The sequence below is a fragment of the Ralstonia sp. TCR112 genome (assembly GCF_007997035.1).
Taxonomy (GTDB): Bacteria; Pseudomonadota; Gammaproteobacteria; order Burkholderiales; family Burkholderiaceae; genus Ralstonia; species Ralstonia edaphi.
The window spans coordinates 31,057-47,751 of the sequence record NZ_VOSS01000088.1; the positions used below are offsets into that span (position 1 = coordinate 31,057).

The following is a 16,695-nucleotide window of genomic DNA, read 5'->3' on the forward strand; positions in this document are numbered from 1 at the left end:
AAACTATGCAATCGTCCTCCTCTATTGCGGCTTTTGCCCCAATCGTTTTTCTCGCGCTGGGCATTGGTGCCGTCAACTGGATTGACTTGGCACGCGGCCAAAAACGAAGCAGCGTGGCGTATCCGGTTTCGTTGGTGATTACGCTGGTGCTGGCGGTGTGGTTCGCGTTGAACGCCGCGAACGGTGAGACGCACTACGTCTTCGGCAACATGGCCGTGATCGATCCGATGGCCAACGTGCTGGCGTCGTTCTGTGCGCTGACGCTGTTTGCCACGCTGGTGTACACGCGCCGCTATCTCGCCGACCGCGACATGTATGCGGGTGAGTTCTACATGTTCGCCCTGTTTACACTGGGCGGTCAGGTGGTGATGATCACCGGCAACAACTTCCTCGTGCTCTATCTGGGCCTGGAACTGCTGTCGCTGGCGTCGTACACGCTGGTAGCGCTGCGTCGCCGTTCGAACGTGTCGTCCGAATCGGCCATGAAGTACTTCATCCTCGGCGCACTGGCATCGGGCCTGCTGCTGTACGGCATGTCGATGCTGTACGGCGCGACCGGCTCGCTGGAACTGGGCAAGGTGTTTGACGCCATCAAGAACGGTGAGATCAACAAGACGATCCTCGTGTTCGGCGTGGTGTTCATCGTCGCCGGGCTGGGCTTCAAGCTCGGTGTGGCACCGTTCCACATGTGGGTCCCCGACGTGTACCAAGGCTCGCCCACGGCGGTGACACTGTTGATTGCCGGCGCACCGAAGGTGGCTGCATTCGCGATGACGCTGCGTATCTTGGTGGAGGGCCTGCTGCCGCTGGCGTTCGACTGGCAGAACATGTTGATCGTGCTGGCCGTCGTGTCGCTGGCCATCGGCAATATCACGGGCGTTGTGCAGACTAACTTCAAGCGACTGCTGGGCTATTCGACGGTCTCCCACATGGGCTTCCTGCTGCTGGGTCTGGTATCGGGCGTCAGCTCTGGCAAGCCGGATTTGACGGCCCAGGCCTACAGCGCGTCGATGTTCTATGCCATTACCTACGTGCTGACCGCACTGGGCGCGTTCGGCATCATCCTGCTGCTGTCGCGTAAGGGCTACGAGGCAGAGGACATTGCCGACCTGAAAGGCTTGTCGAAAAAGAGCCCGTGGTTTGCGCTGCTGATGCTGTTCATCATGATGTCGCTGGCAGGCCTGCCGCCGACGGTCGGCTTCTACGCCAAGCTGTCGGTCCTGGGCGCAGTGGTCGATGCGGGCATGTCGTGGCTGGCCGTTGTGGCGGTGCTGTTCTCGCTCGTGGGCGCGTTCTACTACCTGCGCGTCATCAAGGTCATGTACTTCGACGTGCCGGCTGACGAAGGCCCTGTGGAAGCCACCTTCGGCCTGCGCTCGCTGCTGTCGATCAATGGCTTGCTGGTGTTGTTGCTCGGTATCTTCCCGGCCGGGCTGATGGCCGTGTGCTATCAGGCGATCCGCCTGACGCTGGCTTCGTAACACGGCGAGCGTCATGAGCACGTCGACGGGCGGCCTGTTTGTCATCGTGTTGGCACTGATCTGTGCCAACCTGCCGTTCGTCAATCAACGCGTGTTTGCACTGGTGCCGGTACGCTGGCCGCGCAAGCCGTTCTGGCTGCGCGGCACCGAGCTGATTGCCATGTATGTTGTGGTGGGCGTGGTCGGCTTCGGTATCGAATCAAGCCAGGGCAATGCCTTCCCGCAAGGCTGGCAGTTTTACGCGATCACCGCTTGCCTGATGCTGGTGTTCGCGTTTCCGGGCTTTACGTGGCAATACCTGGTTCGCCATCCTCGCGATTCCCGTTAAATCCCGCCGGGCAGGTTCCCGCTGTCTCGGCATGAGAGAGCGCCATGTCCGATCACACTCCATCGAACGCTACCCCTGATACGGCCCAGGACCCGGATGCCGGTCTGCGCGAGACGCAGGTGGCATCTGCGTTGATGCATCAAGGCAAGTTTCTCACGCTCAAGCAAGATATCGTCCGTCTGCCGGACGGCCGCAACGCCAGCCGCGAATACCTCGTTCACCCCGGCGCGGTGATGATGATTCCCCTGTTCGACGACGGCACGGTGCTCATGGAGCGCCAGTTCCGATACCCAGTCGGGCAAGTGATGATTGAATTCCCAGCCGGCAAGCTTGACCCGGAGGAAGGCGCCCTGGCATGCGGCAAGCGCGAATTGCGCGAGGAAACTGGCTACACGGCCGAGCGCTGGGACTACCTCACACGCATCCACCCGGTCATTTCGTATTCCACCGAATTCATCGACATTTATCTTGCCCGGGATTTGAAGCAAGGCGAGGCGATGCTCGATGAAGGCGAATTTCTCGAGACTTTTGTCACGTCGGCTGGCCAGCTCATCGATTGGGTGCGCGATGGCAAAATTTCAGACGTGAAGACCATCATCGGCACGTTCTGGCTCGAGAAGATTCTGTCCGGCGTGTGGACGCCAGGTGGCGCATGAGCCGCTTGTAATCATCGCTGGATTACTCTGGTTTCTTATTGTCGCTACCATAGCGAACGATCGTGCGAAAAAATTAGCACGACCGTTCACAAATTTTCGAATCGGGGATACACTCGTCCCCATGCGCTGGACCGATCATGAAAGTGCTGGACCTCCGCTGTGCCAATGACCATCGCTTCGAAGGCTGGTTCGGCTCCGATGCCGATCTGCAATCGCAGCAAGAGCGCGGGCTATTGACGTGCCCAGTTTGCGGCCACAACGAGGTTGAGCGCTTGCCGAGTGCGCCGCGCCTGAATCTGTCGTCGTCTCGTGCGGAGACCGCCCACAGGAGCGGCGCCGGCAAGGCGGCCGAAGGCCAGGGCAGTGCGCCCGCAACCCTGCAACAGCTTTACCTGAAAGCCGTCCGCCATGTCCTTGCCAATACCGAGGACGTCGGTGAGCGGTTTGCAGAAGAGGCGCGCCGCATGCACTACAACGAGGCGCCGGAGCGGGGCATTCGCGGGACGACGTCTCGGGAGGAAGCGCAGGAACTGGCCGAGGAAGGCATCGACGTGATGCCGCTGCTGGTGCCCGACGCGCTCAAGCAGCCCGTGCACTAGCCGCCCCGATTCAGGTCCGCGCCGGTCCGACAGAACGTTCTCCGCCGATTTGCCACGGTGGGGAGCCAACCACAGGAGACAGGCATGGATCTGAATTACTCGGCGGCCGACGATGCGTTCCGCCAGGAAGTCCGCGGCTGGCTGGAAGCCAATCTGCCCAAGGACATCCAGGACAAGGTGTTGAACCACCGCCGCCTGAGCCGCGACGATTTCGTCCGCTGGCACAAGGCGCTCGCAGCGAAGGGCTGGTCGGTACCGCACTGGCCGGTCGAGTGGGGCGGCACCGGCTGGTCGCCCATCCAAAAACACATCTGGGACGAAGAGTGCGCGCAGGTCGGCGCGCCTGGCGTGCTGCCGTTCGGTGTCAGCATGGTCGCGCCCGTGATCATGAAGTACGGCAATGAAGCGCAGAAGCGCTACTTCCTGCCGCGCATCGTTGATTGCACCGACTGGTGGTGCCAGGGCTATTCGGAGCCGGGTTCCGGGTCCGATCTGGCATCCGTGAAGACGCGCGCCGTGCGCGAAGGCGATCACTACATCGTCAACGGCCAGAAGACGTGGACGACGCTCGGCCAACACGCCGACATGATCTTCTGCCTCGTCCGCACCGACCCCGATGCGAAGAAGCAAGAAGGCATCTCGTTCCTGCTGATCGACATGAAGACGCCGGGCATTACCGTGCGCCCGATCATCATGCTGGACGAAGAGCACGAGGTGAACGAGGTCTTCTTCGACAACGTCAAGGTGCCCGTCCAGAACCTGATCGGTGATGAGAACCGCGGATGGACGTACGCCAAATACCTGCTCGGCCACGAGCGTACGGGCATTGCACGTGTGGGCAATTCCAAGCGCGAACTGGCGTTCCTCAAGCGCGTTGCCAAGCAACACCAGAAGAACGGCAAGCCGCTGCTGCAGGACCCGGTATTCGGTGCCAAGGTGGCGTCGCTGGAAATCGAACTACTGGCGCTGGAGATGACGGTGCTGCGCGTGGTGTCGAGCGAGAATGCAGGCAAGGGCCCGGGGCCCGAGGCGTCGCTGCTCAAGATCAAGGGCACGCAGATCCAGCAGATGCTGACCGAGCTGATGGTGGAGGCCGTGGGGCCGTATGCCCAGCCGTTCGATCCGAGCTACCTTGAAGGCGATACCTCGCAGGCCGTGACGGGCGACAACGATGCCGCGCCGCTCGCGCCGTATTACTTCAACTATCGCAAGACCTCGATCTACGGCGGGTCGAACGAAATCCAGCGCAACATCATCTCGCAGATGATCCTTGGCGTCTGAGCAGAACGGCGACAGAACACATAGCGGAGACAAACATGGATTTCTCGTTCACCGACGAACAGAAGCAACTGGCCGATGCGGTGCGCCGCTTCATCGAGAAGGACTACAGCTTTGAGGCGCGCAACAAGGTCGTGTATTCGCCGGAAGGTGTGTCGCAGGGCCACTGGGATGCACTGGCCGAACTGGGCCTGACCGCGCTGCCGGTGCCTGAAGCACAAGGCGGTTTTGATGGCCGCGCGATGGACCTGCTGGTGGTGATGCAGGAACTGGGCCGCGGCCTTGTGGTGGAGCCGTATCAGGCCACCGTGCTGGGCGCCCAGGCCCTGAAGCTTGCGGGCGGTCAGGAAGCGCTGCTGGAAGAAGTCGCTGGCGGCGCCGTGAAACTGGCCATTGCATTCGGCGAGCGCCAATCGCGTTACGAGCTGTTCAACGTTACCACGCGCGCTACGCAGCAGGGCGCCGGTTGGACGCTCACCGGCGAGAAGGCGGTGGTGGTGCATGGCGCGCAGGCAGACAAGCTGATCGTCTCGGCGCGCACGGGCGGCGAAGCGCGCGATACATCGGGCCTGTCGCTCTTCGTGGTTGATCGCGATGCCGCTGGCGTGACGGTCAAGGACTACCGCACGATCGACAACCTGCACGCTGCGGACATCCGCTTCGACAACGCCTCGGCAACGGTGCTGGGCAAGGCCGGCGAAGCGTGGGAGACCATCGACGCCGTCGCCGATCTTGGCTGCGTGCTGTTGTGCGCTGAAGCGATCGGTCTGATCGATGCGCTGAACGCCGCAACGCTGGAGTACACCAAGACCCGCCAGCAATTTGGCGTGCCCATCGCGCGCTTCCAGGCGCTGCAGCACCGCATGGTCGACATGTTTATCCATGGCGAGCAGGCGCGTTCGATCACGTATCTGGCCGCTGCGCACTTTGAAGATGGCGATGTCGAGGCACGCCGCCGCTATGTGTCTGCGGCCAAGGCGCGAGTCGGCCAGGCTGCGCGCGATGTTGGTCAGGAAGCGGTGCAGTTGCACGGCGGCATGGGCGTGACGAACGAACTGCCGGCCGCACACATGTTCAAGCGGCTGACGATGATCAACACGACGCTGGGTGATGTGGATCACCACCTGGCACGCTTCGCATCGCTGCCCGGCTTCCAGCAGGCGGCGTAACGGCAAACTTGAACGCCCCGCATTCGTGCGGGCGTTGTCATTTGGAGGAGACGATATGGCTGAGAACCAAAGGGCAGAAGCAACGCTACCGTACGAGTTTTACTTCGACGATTTCGAGGTCGGCCGCACGCTGCAGATGGGCACCTACACCGTCACCGAAGAGGAGATCCTGACCTTCGCGCGGCAGTACGATCCGCAGCCGTTCCACATCGATGCGGAAGCCGCCAAGCACAGCATCTACGGCGGCATTATTTCGAGTGGCTGGATGACCTGCTCGATCATGATGCGGCTGATGGTGACCGGCTTTCTGGGCAAGGCGGCCAGCATGGGCTCGCCGGGCGTGGATGAAATCCGCTGGATGAAGCCGGTGTATCCGGGCGACACGCTGTCGGTGTCGAGCACGTGCATGGAAGTGCGTCCGTCGCAGTCGAAGCCGGACCGCGGTGTGGCGGTCAACCGCTGGGAGGCCCGCAACCAGCGCGGCGAACTCGTCTGCACGGTCACGGGCATGGGCTTGTTTGGCCGACGCCCGAAGGCTTGATGACACCTCATCGCATCACAACAAGGAGACAACCCAGATGCGCATCATCGAATCGCTCGACGAGCTGAAAGGTTTGATCGGCCAGGAAGTTGCCGTGAGTGACTGGACCGAGATCACGCAGCAGCAGGTGAACCTCTTTGCCGAGGCCACGGGCGATCACCAGTGGATTCACGTGGATGTGGAGCGCGCCAAGCGTGAGTCGCCGTTTGGCGCACCGGTCGCGCACGGTTTTCTGACGCTGTCGCTGCTGCCGATGCTGATGGCCAATGCGATCGAGATGTCCGACGTGAAGATGGGCGTGAACTACGGCCTGAACAAGGTTCGCTTTACGGCGCCGGTGCCGGTCGCAGCCGCGTGCGCGCGCGCGTGAAGCTGGTCGAAATGGAAGCGCTGCCGCCGCTGCCCAATGCCCCCGCGTTGACCGGCGCGCAGATGACCTGGGCCGTGACCATCGAGCGAGAGGGGCAGGAGCGCCCCGTGTGCGTGGCCGAATCGATCTCGCGCCGCTATTCCTGAGTCCCGTTCTTCGCAAGCTCCGAGGCCGGCGCAATGCCGGCCTTTCTTTTTGCATCGGTTTGCCCTTGCGCCCCGCTTGTTTTGTGCTTGTCTTCTTGCGCCCCAAGCAGGCGCATTCCGATGAGCAAATGCGCTGACTTGGCGCCGTTTTGGCACCGTTTTGGCGCGAATTTCCCTTCGAATGAGCCAAATGCGATGGCACGGTAGTTGCACTTTTGGGCCCGGGGAGTCGTTCTCGCCACCAATAAACCCAAGGAGCCGCAATGAAACGTCGTGAGCTGTTGAAGCTGTCTGCCGTCGCCGCCGCAACGCTGTTGTCCGTGTCGAGCCTCGCGTTTGCTCAGGCAAAAGAACCGATCAAGGTCGGCGTCCTGCATTCGCTGTCGGGCACGATGGCCATCTCCGAGACGTCGCTGAAAGACGTTGCGCTGATGACGATCGACGAGATCAACAAGAGTGGTGGCGTGCTGGGCCGCAAGCTGGAGCCGGTGGTGGTGGATCCGGCATCGAACTGGCCGCTGTTTGCCGAGAAGGCGCGCGGGCTGCTGACGCAGGACAAGGTGGCTGTGACGTTCGGCTGCTGGACGTCGGTGTCGCGCAAGTCGGTGCTGCCGGTCTATGAAGAGCTGAACGGCCTGCTGTTCTACCCGGTGCAGTACGAAGGCGAAGAGATGTCGAAGAACGTCTTCTACACCGGCGCGGCGCCCAACCAGCAGGCCATTCCGGCCGTGGAATACCTGATGAGCAAGGAAGGCGGCGGTGCCAAGCGCTTCTTCCTGCTCGGTACCGATTACGTCTATCCGCGCACGACCAACAAGATCCTGCGCGCCTTCCTGCACAGCAAGGGCGTGAAGGACAGCGACATCGAAGAGGTCTACACCCCGTTCGGCCACTCCGACTATCAGACCATCGTTGCCAACATCAAGAAGTTCTCGCAAGGCGGCAAGACGGCCGTGGTGTCGACCATCAACGGCGACTCGAACGTGCCGTTCTACAAGGAACTCGGCAACGCCGGCCTGAAGGCCAAGGACGTGCCGGTGGTGGCCTTCTCGGTGGGTGAAGAAGAACTGCGCGGTATCGACACCAAGCCGCTGGTGGGCCACCTGGCGGCATGGAACTACTTCATGTCGGTCAAGAACCCCGTCAACGACGACTTCAAGAAGAAGTGGGCTGCATGGGTCAAGGCCAACAACCTGCCCGGCGGCGACAAGCGCGTCACCAACGACCCGATGGAAGCCACCTACGTCGGCATCATGATGTGGAAGCAGGCCGTCGAGAAGGCCGGGTCCACCGACGTGGACAAGGTCCGCAAGGCGATGTACGGCCAGCAGTTCAAGGCACCGTCGGGCTTCACGCTGGTGATGAACAACAACCATCACCTGAGCAAGCCCGTGATGATTGGCGAGGTGCGCGGCGACGGCCAGTTCAACGTCGTGTGGAAGACGCCGACGGTGATCCGCGCCAAGCCGTGGAGCCCGTACATCCCGGGCAACGAGGGCAAGCCTGACGAAGTGAAGTAATCAGGCGGACCAGCGGCGCATACAGCGCGGCCGGTCCTTTGAACGACGCTGCACGACGTGGCGGACGGCCCCAACACCGGCCGCCACGCATCGGATTGCCATGATGCGCTTGTCCCGCTGGTTGTTTCATTCCCTTGCCGCACTGCTGTGCGCTTTCTGTCTGGCCGCGACGCCCCAAGGTTCTGCGTGGGCCGCCGGACAACCCCTGACCCAGGCCGATCTCAAGCCGCTGGCCGAAGACGACTTCGATGCCAAGGTCGAGGCGCTCAACGCGCTGACCGCTGCGCCCGCCGAACAAGCCGGGCCGATCCTGCAAGCCTTGCAGAATGACGCGCTGTTCTTCGCACCCGCCGCCGGCATGGTGCGTCAGGACGGCGAGAAGTACCTGGACGCGATCACTGGCCAACCCGTCACCGTCAAGGCCGACGATCTGCAGTCCCTCACACTGAACAATGCCCTGCGTGCGCAAGTGGACAGCGCGGCGAGCGGCTTCGTGCTGCAATCGCCCGATCGTGCCGTGCGCGCGCAGGCCGTCGAGACGTTGCTTGCGCATCCCGAGACGGCGTCGCGCCCCATTGTCGACGCGGCGCGCAAGCATGAAACCGATCCGGAGTTGCGCAGCAAGCTGCATGTGCTCTGGGCCAATCTCGCGCTTGACGACGGCACGCATGCCGAGAAGCTCGAAGCGCTCAAGCTGCTTGCGGGCGACACCAACCCGCAGACGCGCCAGCGCATCGCCCCGTTGCTTGCCAAGGACAGCGGCGCCGACGATGAACTGCGCGCCGCGGCCCAACAGGCGCTCGACGGCCTCGCCGCGCAGCAACGCAAGGCCGAGCTGGTGGGCAACCTGTTTGCCGGGCTGAGCCTCGGCTCGGTGCTGCTGCTGGCGGCGCTTGGGCTGGCCATCACCTACGGCCTGATCGGCGTCATCAACATGGCGCACGGTGAATTCCTGATGATCGGCGCGTACGCCACCTACGTGGTGCAGACCATCTTCCGCAACTACTTCCCCAACGCGTTCGACTGGTATCTGCCCGCAGCGCTGCCTGCCGCGTTCCTGGCGGCGGCCGTCGTCGGCTTTGCGCTGGAGCGGCTGGTGCTGCGTCACCTGTATGGCCGTCCGCTGGAAACGCTGCTTGCCACCTTCGGGATCAGCCTGCTGCTGATGCAGGCCGTGCGTTCGATCTTCGGTGCGCAGAACGTGGAGGTCGCGAACCCGAGCTGGATGAGCGGCGGCATTGCGCTGTATCCGGGCCTCGTGCTGCCGTACAACCGGCTCGTCATCCTGCTGTTTGCGCTGGCCGTGGTGGCGATTGCATGGGCGGTGCTGAACCGCACGCGCCTGGGCCTGTTCGTGCGGGCCACCACGCAGAACCGCACGATGGCGGCCTGCGTTGGCGTGCGCACGTGGAAGGTCGACAGCTACGCGTTTGCCTTCGGTGCCGGTATTGCCGGCCTGGGCGGCTGTGCGCTTTCGCAGATCGGCAACGTCGGGCCGGACCTCGGCCAGAGCTACATCATCGATTCGTTCATGGCCGTGGTGCTGGGCGGGGTGGGGCAACTGGCCGGCACGATCATCGGCGCGTTCGGGCTGGGCCTCATCAACAAGTTCATCGAACCGTTCTACGGCGCGGTGCTGGCAAAGATCATCGTGCTGGTGCTGATCGTGCTGTTCATCCAGAAGCGTCCGCAGGGCCTGTTCGCCCTCAAGGGCCGCAGCGCCGAGGCCTGATATGACGACGACCAAGTTCTCTCTCGATATTCCGGCGCGCATGCCGCTGCTGTCACGGCGCGGGTGGTCTGCGCTGGTGCTCGTGTCGCTCATCGTGTGCATTGGCGCGCCGGTGTGCGCGCTGCTGGTGCCGGAGGGCAGCCCGCTGCATCTGTCTGCGTATGCGCTCACGCTCATCGGCAAGATCATGTGCTACGCGCTCGCGGCGCTGGCGCTCGATCTGGTGTGGGGCTATTGCGGCATCCTGAGCCTCGGGCACGGGCTGTTCTTCGCGCTCGGCGGCTATGGCATGGGCATGTACCTGATGCGTTCTATCGGCCGCGAGGGCGTGTACAAGAGCGATCTGCCGGACTTCATGGTCTTCCTCGACTGGAAGGAGCTGCCGTGGTTCTGGCACGGCACCGAGCATTTCGCCTGGGCGATGCTGCTGGTGGTTCTGGTGCCCGGCGTGCTGGCGTGGCTCTTCGGCTTCTTTGCCTTCCGCTCGCGCGTCAAAGGCGTCTACCTGTCGATCATCACGCAGGCGATGACGTATGCGGCCATGCTGCTGTTCTTCCGTAACGAGACGGGCTTTGGCGGCAACAACGGCTTTACGGATTTCAAACGCATCCTGGGCTTCCCGATCTCGGCGCTGCCGACGCGCACCGTGCTGTTTGTAGCGACGTTCGTGGCGCTCGTGCTGGCGTTCATCGCCTGCCGCGCCATCGTCACGTCCAAGTTCGGCCGCGTGGTCACCGCCATTCGCGATGCCGAAGCGCGCGTGATGTTCTCCGGCTACAACCCGCTCGGCTACAAGCTGTTCGTGTGGACGTTTTCGGCCGTGCTGTGCGGCATCGCGGGCGCGCTCTACGTGCCGCAGGTCGGTATCATCAACCCGGGCGAGATGTCGCCGGGCAACTCCATCGAGATGGCCGTGTGGGTCGCCGTGGGCGGGCGCGGCACGTTGATCGGCCCGATCATCGGCGCCTTCCTCGTCAACGGCGCCAAGACGTTGCTCACCGCATGGGTGCCGGAGTACTGGCTGTTCGTGCTCGGCGCGATCTTCGTGCTGGTGACGCTGTATCTGCCGAACGGCGTGCTGGGGCTGCTGGGCAAGCTGCGCATGAAAAGGCGCGCGCCCACGCCAGCCCAGGCGCATGAAGCCGCGGCCGCCACCGGAGACCACGCATGAGCACGTTCACCGAACTCCCCGACCGCGCGGAGACCGGCACCGCCACCGGCATGGGCCACCTGGTCGAGCCGGACACGATCGACGTCTCGCACGGCGCCATCCTGTATCTCGAAGACGTCACCGTGCGCTTCGGCGGCTTTCGCGCACTGAACGCGCTCACGCTGTCGATCGACCACGGCGAGCTGCGCTGCATCATCGGCCCCAACGGCGCGGGCAAGACCACGATGATGGACGTGATTACCGGCAAGACCGGGCCGCGCAATGCCGACGTGACCGGCCGTGTCTTCCTCGGCCAGACCATCGACCTGCTGCGCCTGACCGAGCCGCGCATCGCGCAGATCGGCATCGGTCGCAAGTTCCAGAAGCCGACCGTGTTCGAGCAGCACACCGTGTGGGAAAACCTGGAACTGGCGATGAAGGCCGACAAGCGCTGGTGGGTGTCGCTGCGCGCGCGTCTGCTGAACGACGGCCGCCAGCGCATCGAAGAAACGCTCGGTCGCATCCACCTGGAAGCGGAGGCCTATCGGCCCGCCGGGCTGCTCTCGCACGGTCAGAAACAGCGGCTGGAGATCGGCATGCTGTTGATGCAGCAACCGCAACTGCTGCTGCTCGACGAACCGGTCGCCGGCATGACGGATGAAGAGACGATGCAGCTCGCAACGTTGCTCAACGGCCTGCGCGGCACGTGCTCGATCATGGTCGTGGAACACGACATGGAATTTGTCGCCGCGCTGGCGGGAGCAGAAGGGCGCGTGACCGTGCTGGCCGAAGGCAGCGTCCTGGCCGAAGGCACGCTCGATGCCGTCAAGCGCGATGAGCGAGTGATCGAATCCTACCTGGGGCGTTGATATGTTGCAGGTCCAACAACTGAACCAGTACTACGGCGGCAGCCACATCCTGCGCAACGTCAGCTTTGACGTCCCGACAGGCAAGCTGACCACGCTGCTTGGCCGTAACGGCGTTGGCAAGACGACGCTGCTCAAATGCCTGATGGGCGTGGTGCCCACCGCCAGCGGCGCGATCGATTGGGAAGGGCGCACCATCCAGAAGCTGCCCGCGTATGAGCGTGTCTCGCAGGGGCTCGCTTATGTGCCGCAGGGGCGCGAGATCTTCCCGCGCCTGACGGTGGAAGAGAACCTGCTGATTGGCGCGGCCGCCAAGCGCGCGCCGTCCAAGGTGCCCGATTCCATCTACGAGCTGTTTCCAGTGCTCAAGGAGATGAGGGGCCGGCGCGGCGGCGATCTGTCCGGCGGCCAGCAGCAGCAACTTGCCATCGGCCGCGCGCTGATGAGCGAGCCGCGCCTGCTGATCCTGGACGAGCCGACCGAAGGCATCCAGCCGTCGATCATCCAGGAGATCGGCCGCACGCTGCGGCGCCTCGTCGATGAGTTCGGCATGTCGGTGCTGCTGGTCGAGCAGTACTACGACTTTGCCCGCAGCATTGCCGACCGCTACGTCGTCATGAGCCGCGGCGAGGTCATCGCCCAGGGCGACGGCGCGAACATGGAAGCCGACGGCGTGCGTGATCTGGTAGCCGTTTGATGCCCCGGCTGATGCCCCGGCACTCGAGGGAAAAAGTCGAATGCCAAATCTGTGGCATCTGGCTATGATGAGAAAATTCCTAGCCGCCGTGCTGCCTTCCTGATGCGCCATCCCGATTTTCCTGTCCCGCCGCAGACCGATTCGTTCGCGTCCTGGGAGGCCTCGCTGCACCTGGCGTTTGCACGGCGCGGTGAGCGCACCGTGCTGGCCACGTGCCGGCATCAGGGGCCGCTGCGGGTGCAGAAGGCGCTGTATCCGGAAGGCGAGGGCGTCTGCCATGCCGTCATGCTGCATCCGCCCGCAGGCATTGCCGGCGGCGATGTGCTCGATATCGACATCGAGCTCGGTGCCGATGCCCATGCCGTGCTGACCACGCCCGGCGCCACCAAGTGGTACAAGTCACTCGGCCGCACGGCCACGCAGCGCGTTGCCATCCGGGCGGAGGCGGGGGCGCGGCTCGACTGGCTGCCGCAAGAGAGCATCGTTTTCAACCAGGCGTGCCCGATCATCGACCTGACGCTGGACCTGGCACCGGGCGCCACCGCCATCGGCTGGGACACCACCATGCTCGGCCGCCATGCCGCCGGTGAATCATGGGCCGAAGGCCGCATCGCCATGCGCACCGCCTTGCGTTGCAACGGTCAGCCGCTGTGGATTGAATCGGCGGCGTTCGACGCGCAATCGCCCGTGCTGAATGCGACGACGGGCATGGCCGGCTTTCACGTCACCGGCACGCTGTGGGCCGTAGGCGAGGGCGCCACCGAAGCCCTCGCCGAATCGATGGCCGAGCACCTGCCGTACAACGACGACCTGCGCGCGGGCGTCACGTGCCTCACGCAAGATGCGCCCGGCCTGCCAAACGTTTTGTTGCTGCGCGTGCTTGCACGCCGGCCCGAAGATGTGCGCGCGTTGCTGTCACAGACGTGGCTGGCGCTGCGCGAACCGATGCATGGCGTGGTAGGCCGCCCGCTGCGCCTCTGGTCTACATGACTGCGACATGACGGCCACATGATGGCGACCTGACCTCGCATCGCCCGATCTGAACTCAACCGAATTGACCCTCACCGAAGAGAGCCCCTCGTGGAACTGACCCCGCGCGAAAAAGACAAGCTGCTGATCTTCACCGCCGCCTTGCTGGCCGAGCGCCGCAAGGGCCGCGGCCTCAAGCTCAACTACCCGGAAGCCGTCGCCTTCATCAGCGCCGCCATCATGGAAGGCGCGCGTGACGGCAAGACCGTAGCCGACCTGATGCACTACGGCACCACGCTTCTCACCCGCAATGACGTGATGGACGGCGTGGCCGAGATGATTCCCGACATCCAGGTCGAAGCCACCTTCCCGGACGGCACGAAGCTCGTCACCGTCCATCACCCGATCGTTTGAATTTTGATTTCCAAGTTTGAAGTCCGCACGCCACTCACTACTACGAGTCCTGCCATGACGCCTACCCTGTCTCGCTTCGTCCGGCCCGCCGCGGCCATCGCGCTTACGTTCGGCGCCTCCATCGCGTTTGCCCACCCGGGGCATCCGGGCCATACCGCTGAGGGCAGCCTGCTCGCCGGGTTCCTGCATCCGCTCACGGGCGCAGACCACCTGCTGGCGATGGTGGCCGTGGGCGTGTGGAGTGCACTGGCCTCGCGCTCGGTGCGTGATGCGCTGTGGGCGCCGGTCGCCTTTGTCGCGTTGATGATCCTGGGTGCGCTGCTCGGCGCGGGCGGTGTGGCGGTGCCGATGGCCGAGCCGATGATTGCCGCATCGCTGCTGGTGTTCGGCCTGCTGATTGCCGCGCGCGCCCAACTGCCGACGTGGGGCGGTGCGCTGCTGTGCGGCGCGTTCGCGCTGTTCCACGGTTATGCGCACGGCACGGAATTCCCCGCAGGGGCGCAGGCCATGTTCCCGTATTTTGTGGGCGGCTTTGCCGTGGCGACGGCGCTGCTGCATACCGCCGGCATCGGCGCGGGCTTTGCGCTGAAGCCGCGCCTGGCATGGCTGGCGCGTCTGTCGGGTGTGGGCGTGGCGCTGTACGGTGCCGGCCTGCTGGCGGCGGCTGTCTGACGGGGCGCGACATGATCCCCGGAGAACTCCTGCCGCAAGACGGCGATCTCGAACTCAACGCAGGCCGTGCCACGTTGACGGTCACGGTGGCCAACACCGGTGATCGCCCCGTGCAGATCGGCTCGCACTACCACTTCTATGAAGTGAATGACGCGCTGCGCTTTGACCGCGAAGCCGCGCGCGGCTATCGGCTGAACATCGCCGCCGGCACCGCCGTGCGCTTCGAGCCGGGGCAGGAGCGCACGGTCGAACTCGTGGCGCTGGCCGGTGACCGCGTGGTCTACGGCTTTGCCGGCCGCGTGATGGGCAAGCTTTGAGCGAGACACGGACATGACATTGAAGATCAATCGCCGCGCGTATGCGGAAATGTTCGGCCCCACCACGGGCGACCGCGTCCGCCTGGCCGATACCGAACTCATCGTCGAAGTCGAACGCGACTTCACCGTCTACGGCGAGGAAGTGAAATTCGGCGGCGGCAAGGTCATCCGCGACGGCATGGGCCAGAGCCAGCGCGAATCGAAGGACTGCGCCGACACCGTCATCACCAACGCACTGATCATCGACCACTGGGGCATCGTCAAGGCCGACATCGGCCTGAAGCACGGCCGCATCTCGGCGATCGGCAAGGCGGGCAATCCGGACATCCAGCCCGGCGTGACCATCGTCATCGGCCCCGGCACCGAGATCATCGCGGGCGAGGGCATGATCGTCACCGCCGGCGGCGTCGACTCGCACATCCACTTCATCTGTCCGCAGCAGATCGACGAAGCGCTGAACAGCGGCGTGACGACGATGATCGGCGGCGGCACCGGCCCCGCCACCGGCACATACGCCACCACCTGCACGCCGGGCCCGTGGTACATGCAGCGCATGCTGCAGGCCGCGGATGCGTACCCGATGAACATCGGCTTCCTGGGCAAGGGCAACGGCAGCCTGCCCGGCGCGCTGCGCGAGCAGATCGACGCGGGCGCCATCGGCCTGAAGCTGCACGAAGACTGGGGCTCCACGCCCGCCGCCATCGACTGCTGCCTGGGCGTGGCGGACGACACCGACACGCAGGTCGCCATCCACACCGATACGTTGAACGAATCGGGCTTTGTCGAGGCCACCGTCGCGGCATTCAAAGGCCGCACGATCCACACGTATCACACCGAAGGCGCGGGCGGTGGGCACGCGCCCGACATCATCCGCGTGTGCGGTGAATCGAACGTGCTGCCGTCGTCGACCAACCCGACGCGGCCCTTCACCGTCAACACGCTGGACGAGCACCTCGACATGCTGATGGTGTGCCATCACCTCGATGCGTCCATCGCCGAAGACATCGCTTTTGCCGAAAGCCGCATCCGCCGCGAGACGATCGCCGCTGAAGACATCCTGCACGACCTCGGCGCGTTCTCGATGATCTCCAGCGATTCGCAAGCCATGGGCCGCGTCGGCGAAGTCGTGCTGCGTACGTGGCAGACCGCCCACAAGATGAAGGTGCAGCGCGGCAAGCTGGCCGGCGACCCGAACGATGCGCGCGGCGGGCATGACAACTTCCGCGTCAAGCGTTACGTGGCCAAGTACACGATTAACCCCGCGCTCACGCACGGCATCGCACATGAAGTTGGCTCGGTTGAAGTCGGCAAATGGGCAGACCTCGTGCTGTGGAAGCCGGCGTTCTTTGGCGTGAAGCCGAGCCTGATCCTGAAGGGCGGGATGATTGCCTCTGCGGCGATGGGCGATGCAAATGCGTCGATCCCGACACCGCAGCCGGTGCACTATCGGCCGATGTTTGGGTCGGCCGGCGGGGCGTTGGGGCGGACGTCGTTGACGTTCCTGTCGCAGTCAGCTGCTGCGGCTGGCGTGGCGGAGCAGTATGGGTTGGCTAAGACGACAGCGGTGGTCAAGGGCACGCGTACTGTGAGCAAGGCGGACATGATTCATAACGACTGGCGGCCTGACATTACTGTGGATCCGGAGACGTATCAGGTGGTGGCGGATGGGACGGTGTTGACTTGTGAGCCGGCGGAGGTGTTGCCTATGGCGCAGAGGTATTTCTTGTTTTGAGTTTTTGGCTGGGGATGGGCTCTGGTGGTTCATCCCTGTTTCGTACCCTGCCGGGCAC

General features: G+C 64.0%; 17 protein-coding genes and 1 pseudogene. All 18 read left to right on the plus strand.

Annotated features, from left to right (window positions below):
• Positions 1 to 5: 5 nt before the first annotated feature.
• Complete coding sequence (gene nuoN / locus FUT88_RS19925) at positions 6 to 1,481, plus strand: NADH-quinone oxidoreductase subunit NuoN (protein WP_147217695.1); 1,476 nt, start codon at positions 6 to 8, stop codon at positions 1,479 to 1,481.
• A 13-nt stretch (positions 1,482 to 1,494) separates the two neighbouring features.
• A complete protein-coding gene (locus FUT88_RS19930; protein ID WP_147217697.1) occupies positions 1,495 to 1,809 on the plus strand; it encodes a DUF2818 family protein in 315 nt (104 codons plus the stop codon).
• A gap of 44 nt (positions 1,810 to 1,853) precedes the next feature.
• Entirely contained in the window at positions 1,854 to 2,465 is a 612-nt protein-coding gene (locus FUT88_RS19935) for an NUDIX domain-containing protein (RefSeq protein WP_147217699.1), read from the plus strand.
• A gap of 137 nt (positions 2,466 to 2,602) precedes the next feature.
• Positions 2,603 to 3,064, plus strand: coding sequence for a DUF1178 family protein (locus FUT88_RS19940; protein ID WP_147217700.1), 462 nt, complete (start codon positions 2,603 to 2,605; stop codon positions 3,062 to 3,064).
• Positions 3,065 to 3,148: 84 nt separating this feature from the next.
• Positions 3,149 to 4,345: an acyl-CoA dehydrogenase family protein gene (locus tag FUT88_RS19945; protein ID WP_147217702.1), complete on the plus strand. Its 1,197-nt coding sequence runs from the start codon at positions 3,149 to 3,151 to the stop codon at positions 4,343 to 4,345.
• A 35-nt stretch (positions 4,346 to 4,380) separates the two neighbouring features.
• Positions 4,381 to 5,511 carry an acyl-CoA dehydrogenase family protein gene (locus FUT88_RS19950; protein WP_147217703.1) on the plus strand — a complete coding sequence of 377 codons (1,131 nt, stop codon included), beginning with the start codon at positions 4,381 to 4,383 and terminating at the stop codon, positions 5,509 to 5,511.
• Between the two features lie 55 nt (positions 5,512 to 5,566).
• Positions 5,567 to 6,052, plus strand: coding sequence for a MaoC family dehydratase (locus FUT88_RS19955; RefSeq protein WP_147217705.1), 486 nt, complete (start codon positions 5,567 to 5,569; stop codon positions 6,050 to 6,052).
• A 37-nt stretch (positions 6,053 to 6,089) separates the two neighbouring features.
• Positions 6,090 to 6,568: pseudogene (locus tag FUT88_RS19960) on the plus strand (MaoC family dehydratase).
• A gap of 263 nt (positions 6,569 to 6,831) precedes the next feature.
• Complete coding sequence (gene urtA, locus FUT88_RS19965; protein WP_027681046.1) at positions 6,832 to 8,088, plus strand: urea ABC transporter substrate-binding protein; 1,257 nt, start codon at positions 6,832 to 6,834, stop codon at positions 8,086 to 8,088.
• Positions 8,089 to 8,188: 100 nt separating this feature from the next.
• A complete protein-coding gene (gene urtB, locus FUT88_RS19970) occupies positions 8,189 to 9,820 on the plus strand; it encodes an urea ABC transporter permease subunit UrtB (RefSeq protein WP_186829350.1) in 1,632 nt (543 codons plus the stop codon).
• Between the two features lies 1 nt (position 9,821).
• Positions 9,822 to 10,991, plus strand: a complete 1,170-nt coding sequence (gene urtC, locus FUT88_RS19975; RefSeq protein ID WP_147217707.1) for an urea ABC transporter permease subunit UrtC — start codon at positions 9,822 to 9,824, stop codon at positions 10,989 to 10,991.
• Positions 10,988 to 11,839, plus strand: a complete 852-nt coding sequence (gene urtD / locus FUT88_RS19980; RefSeq protein ID WP_009241045.1) for an urea ABC transporter ATP-binding protein UrtD — start codon at positions 10,988 to 10,990, stop codon at positions 11,837 to 11,839. Before urtC ends, urtD begins: the two co-directional genes overlap by 4 nt.
• Position 11,840: 1 nt before the next feature.
• Positions 11,841 to 12,533 (plus strand): urea ABC transporter ATP-binding subunit UrtE, encoded by a 693-nt coding sequence (gene urtE / locus FUT88_RS19985; protein WP_147217708.1) that lies wholly within the window; start codon positions 11,841 to 11,843, stop codon positions 12,531 to 12,533.
• Positions 12,534 to 12,635: 102 nt separating this feature from the next.
• Positions 12,636 to 13,523, plus strand: coding sequence for an urease accessory protein UreD (locus tag FUT88_RS19990; RefSeq protein WP_147217710.1), 888 nt, complete (start codon positions 12,636 to 12,638; stop codon positions 13,521 to 13,523).
• Between the two features lie 90 nt (positions 13,524 to 13,613).
• Complete coding sequence (locus FUT88_RS19995) at positions 13,614 to 13,916, plus strand: urease subunit gamma (protein WP_004630759.1); 303 nt, start codon at positions 13,614 to 13,616, stop codon at positions 13,914 to 13,916.
• A gap of 54 nt (positions 13,917 to 13,970) precedes the next feature.
• Positions 13,971 to 14,588, plus strand: a complete 618-nt coding sequence (locus FUT88_RS20000; protein WP_147217712.1) for a HupE/UreJ family protein — start codon at positions 13,971 to 13,973, stop codon at positions 14,586 to 14,588.
• 11 nt (positions 14,589 to 14,599) lie between these two features.
• Positions 14,600 to 14,905, plus strand: coding sequence for an urease subunit beta (locus tag FUT88_RS20005; RefSeq protein WP_063391398.1), 306 nt, complete (start codon positions 14,600 to 14,602; stop codon positions 14,903 to 14,905).
• A gap of 13 nt (positions 14,906 to 14,918) precedes the next feature.
• Entirely contained in the window at positions 14,919 to 16,637 is a 1,719-nt protein-coding gene (gene ureC, locus FUT88_RS20010; RefSeq protein WP_147217714.1) for an urease subunit alpha, read from the plus strand.
• Positions 16,638 to 16,695: the final 58 nt, after the last annotated feature.

Excerpts from the sequence above, each read along its gene's own strand:
- urtB (WP_186829350.1), top strand. The coding sequence starts at position 8,189 with ATGATGCGCTTGTCCCGCTGGTTGTTTCATTCCCTTGCCGCACTGCTG.
- FUT88_RS19935 (WP_147217699.1), top strand. The coding sequence starts at position 1,854 with ATGTCCGATCACACTCCATCGAACGCTACCCCTGATACGGCCCAGGAC.
- FUT88_RS19940 (WP_147217700.1), top strand. The coding sequence starts at position 2,603 with ATGAAAGTGCTGGACCTCCGCTGTGCCAATGACCATCGCTTCGAAGGC.
- nuoN (WP_147217695.1), top strand. The coding sequence starts at position 6 with ATGCAATCGTCCTCCTCTATTGCGGCTTTTGCCCCAATCGTTTTTCTC.
- FUT88_RS19945 (WP_147217702.1), top strand. The coding sequence starts at position 3,149 with ATGGATCTGAATTACTCGGCGGCCGACGATGCGTTCCGCCAGGAAGTC.
- FUT88_RS20005 (WP_063391398.1), top strand. The coding sequence starts at position 14,600 with ATGATCCCCGGAGAACTCCTGCCGCAAGACGGCGATCTCGAACTCAAC.
- urtA (WP_027681046.1), top strand. The coding sequence starts at position 6,832 with ATGAAACGTCGTGAGCTGTTGAAGCTGTCTGCCGTCGCCGCCGCAACG.
- urtC (WP_147217707.1), top strand. The coding sequence starts at position 9,822 with ATGACGACGACCAAGTTCTCTCTCGATATTCCGGCGCGCATGCCGCTG.
- FUT88_RS19955 (WP_147217705.1), top strand. The coding sequence starts at position 5,567 with ATGGCTGAGAACCAAAGGGCAGAAGCAACGCTACCGTACGAGTTTTAC.
- FUT88_RS19930 (WP_147217697.1), top strand. The coding sequence starts at position 1,495 with ATGAGCACGTCGACGGGCGGCCTGTTTGTCATCGTGTTGGCACTGATC.
- urtD (WP_009241045.1), top strand. The coding sequence starts at position 10,988 with ATGAGCACGTTCACCGAACTCCCCGACCGCGCGGAGACCGGCACCGCC.
- FUT88_RS20000 (WP_147217712.1), top strand. The coding sequence starts at position 13,971 with ATGACGCCTACCCTGTCTCGCTTCGTCCGGCCCGCCGCGGCCATCGCG.
- FUT88_RS19990 (WP_147217710.1), top strand. The coding sequence starts at position 12,636 with ATGCGCCATCCCGATTTTCCTGTCCCGCCGCAGACCGATTCGTTCGCG.
- FUT88_RS19950 (WP_147217703.1), top strand. The coding sequence starts at position 4,381 with ATGGATTTCTCGTTCACCGACGAACAGAAGCAACTGGCCGATGCGGTG.
- ureC (WP_147217714.1), top strand. The coding sequence starts at position 14,919 with ATGACATTGAAGATCAATCGCCGCGCGTATGCGGAAATGTTCGGCCCC.
- urtE (WP_147217708.1), top strand. The coding sequence starts at position 11,841 with ATGTTGCAGGTCCAACAACTGAACCAGTACTACGGCGGCAGCCACATC.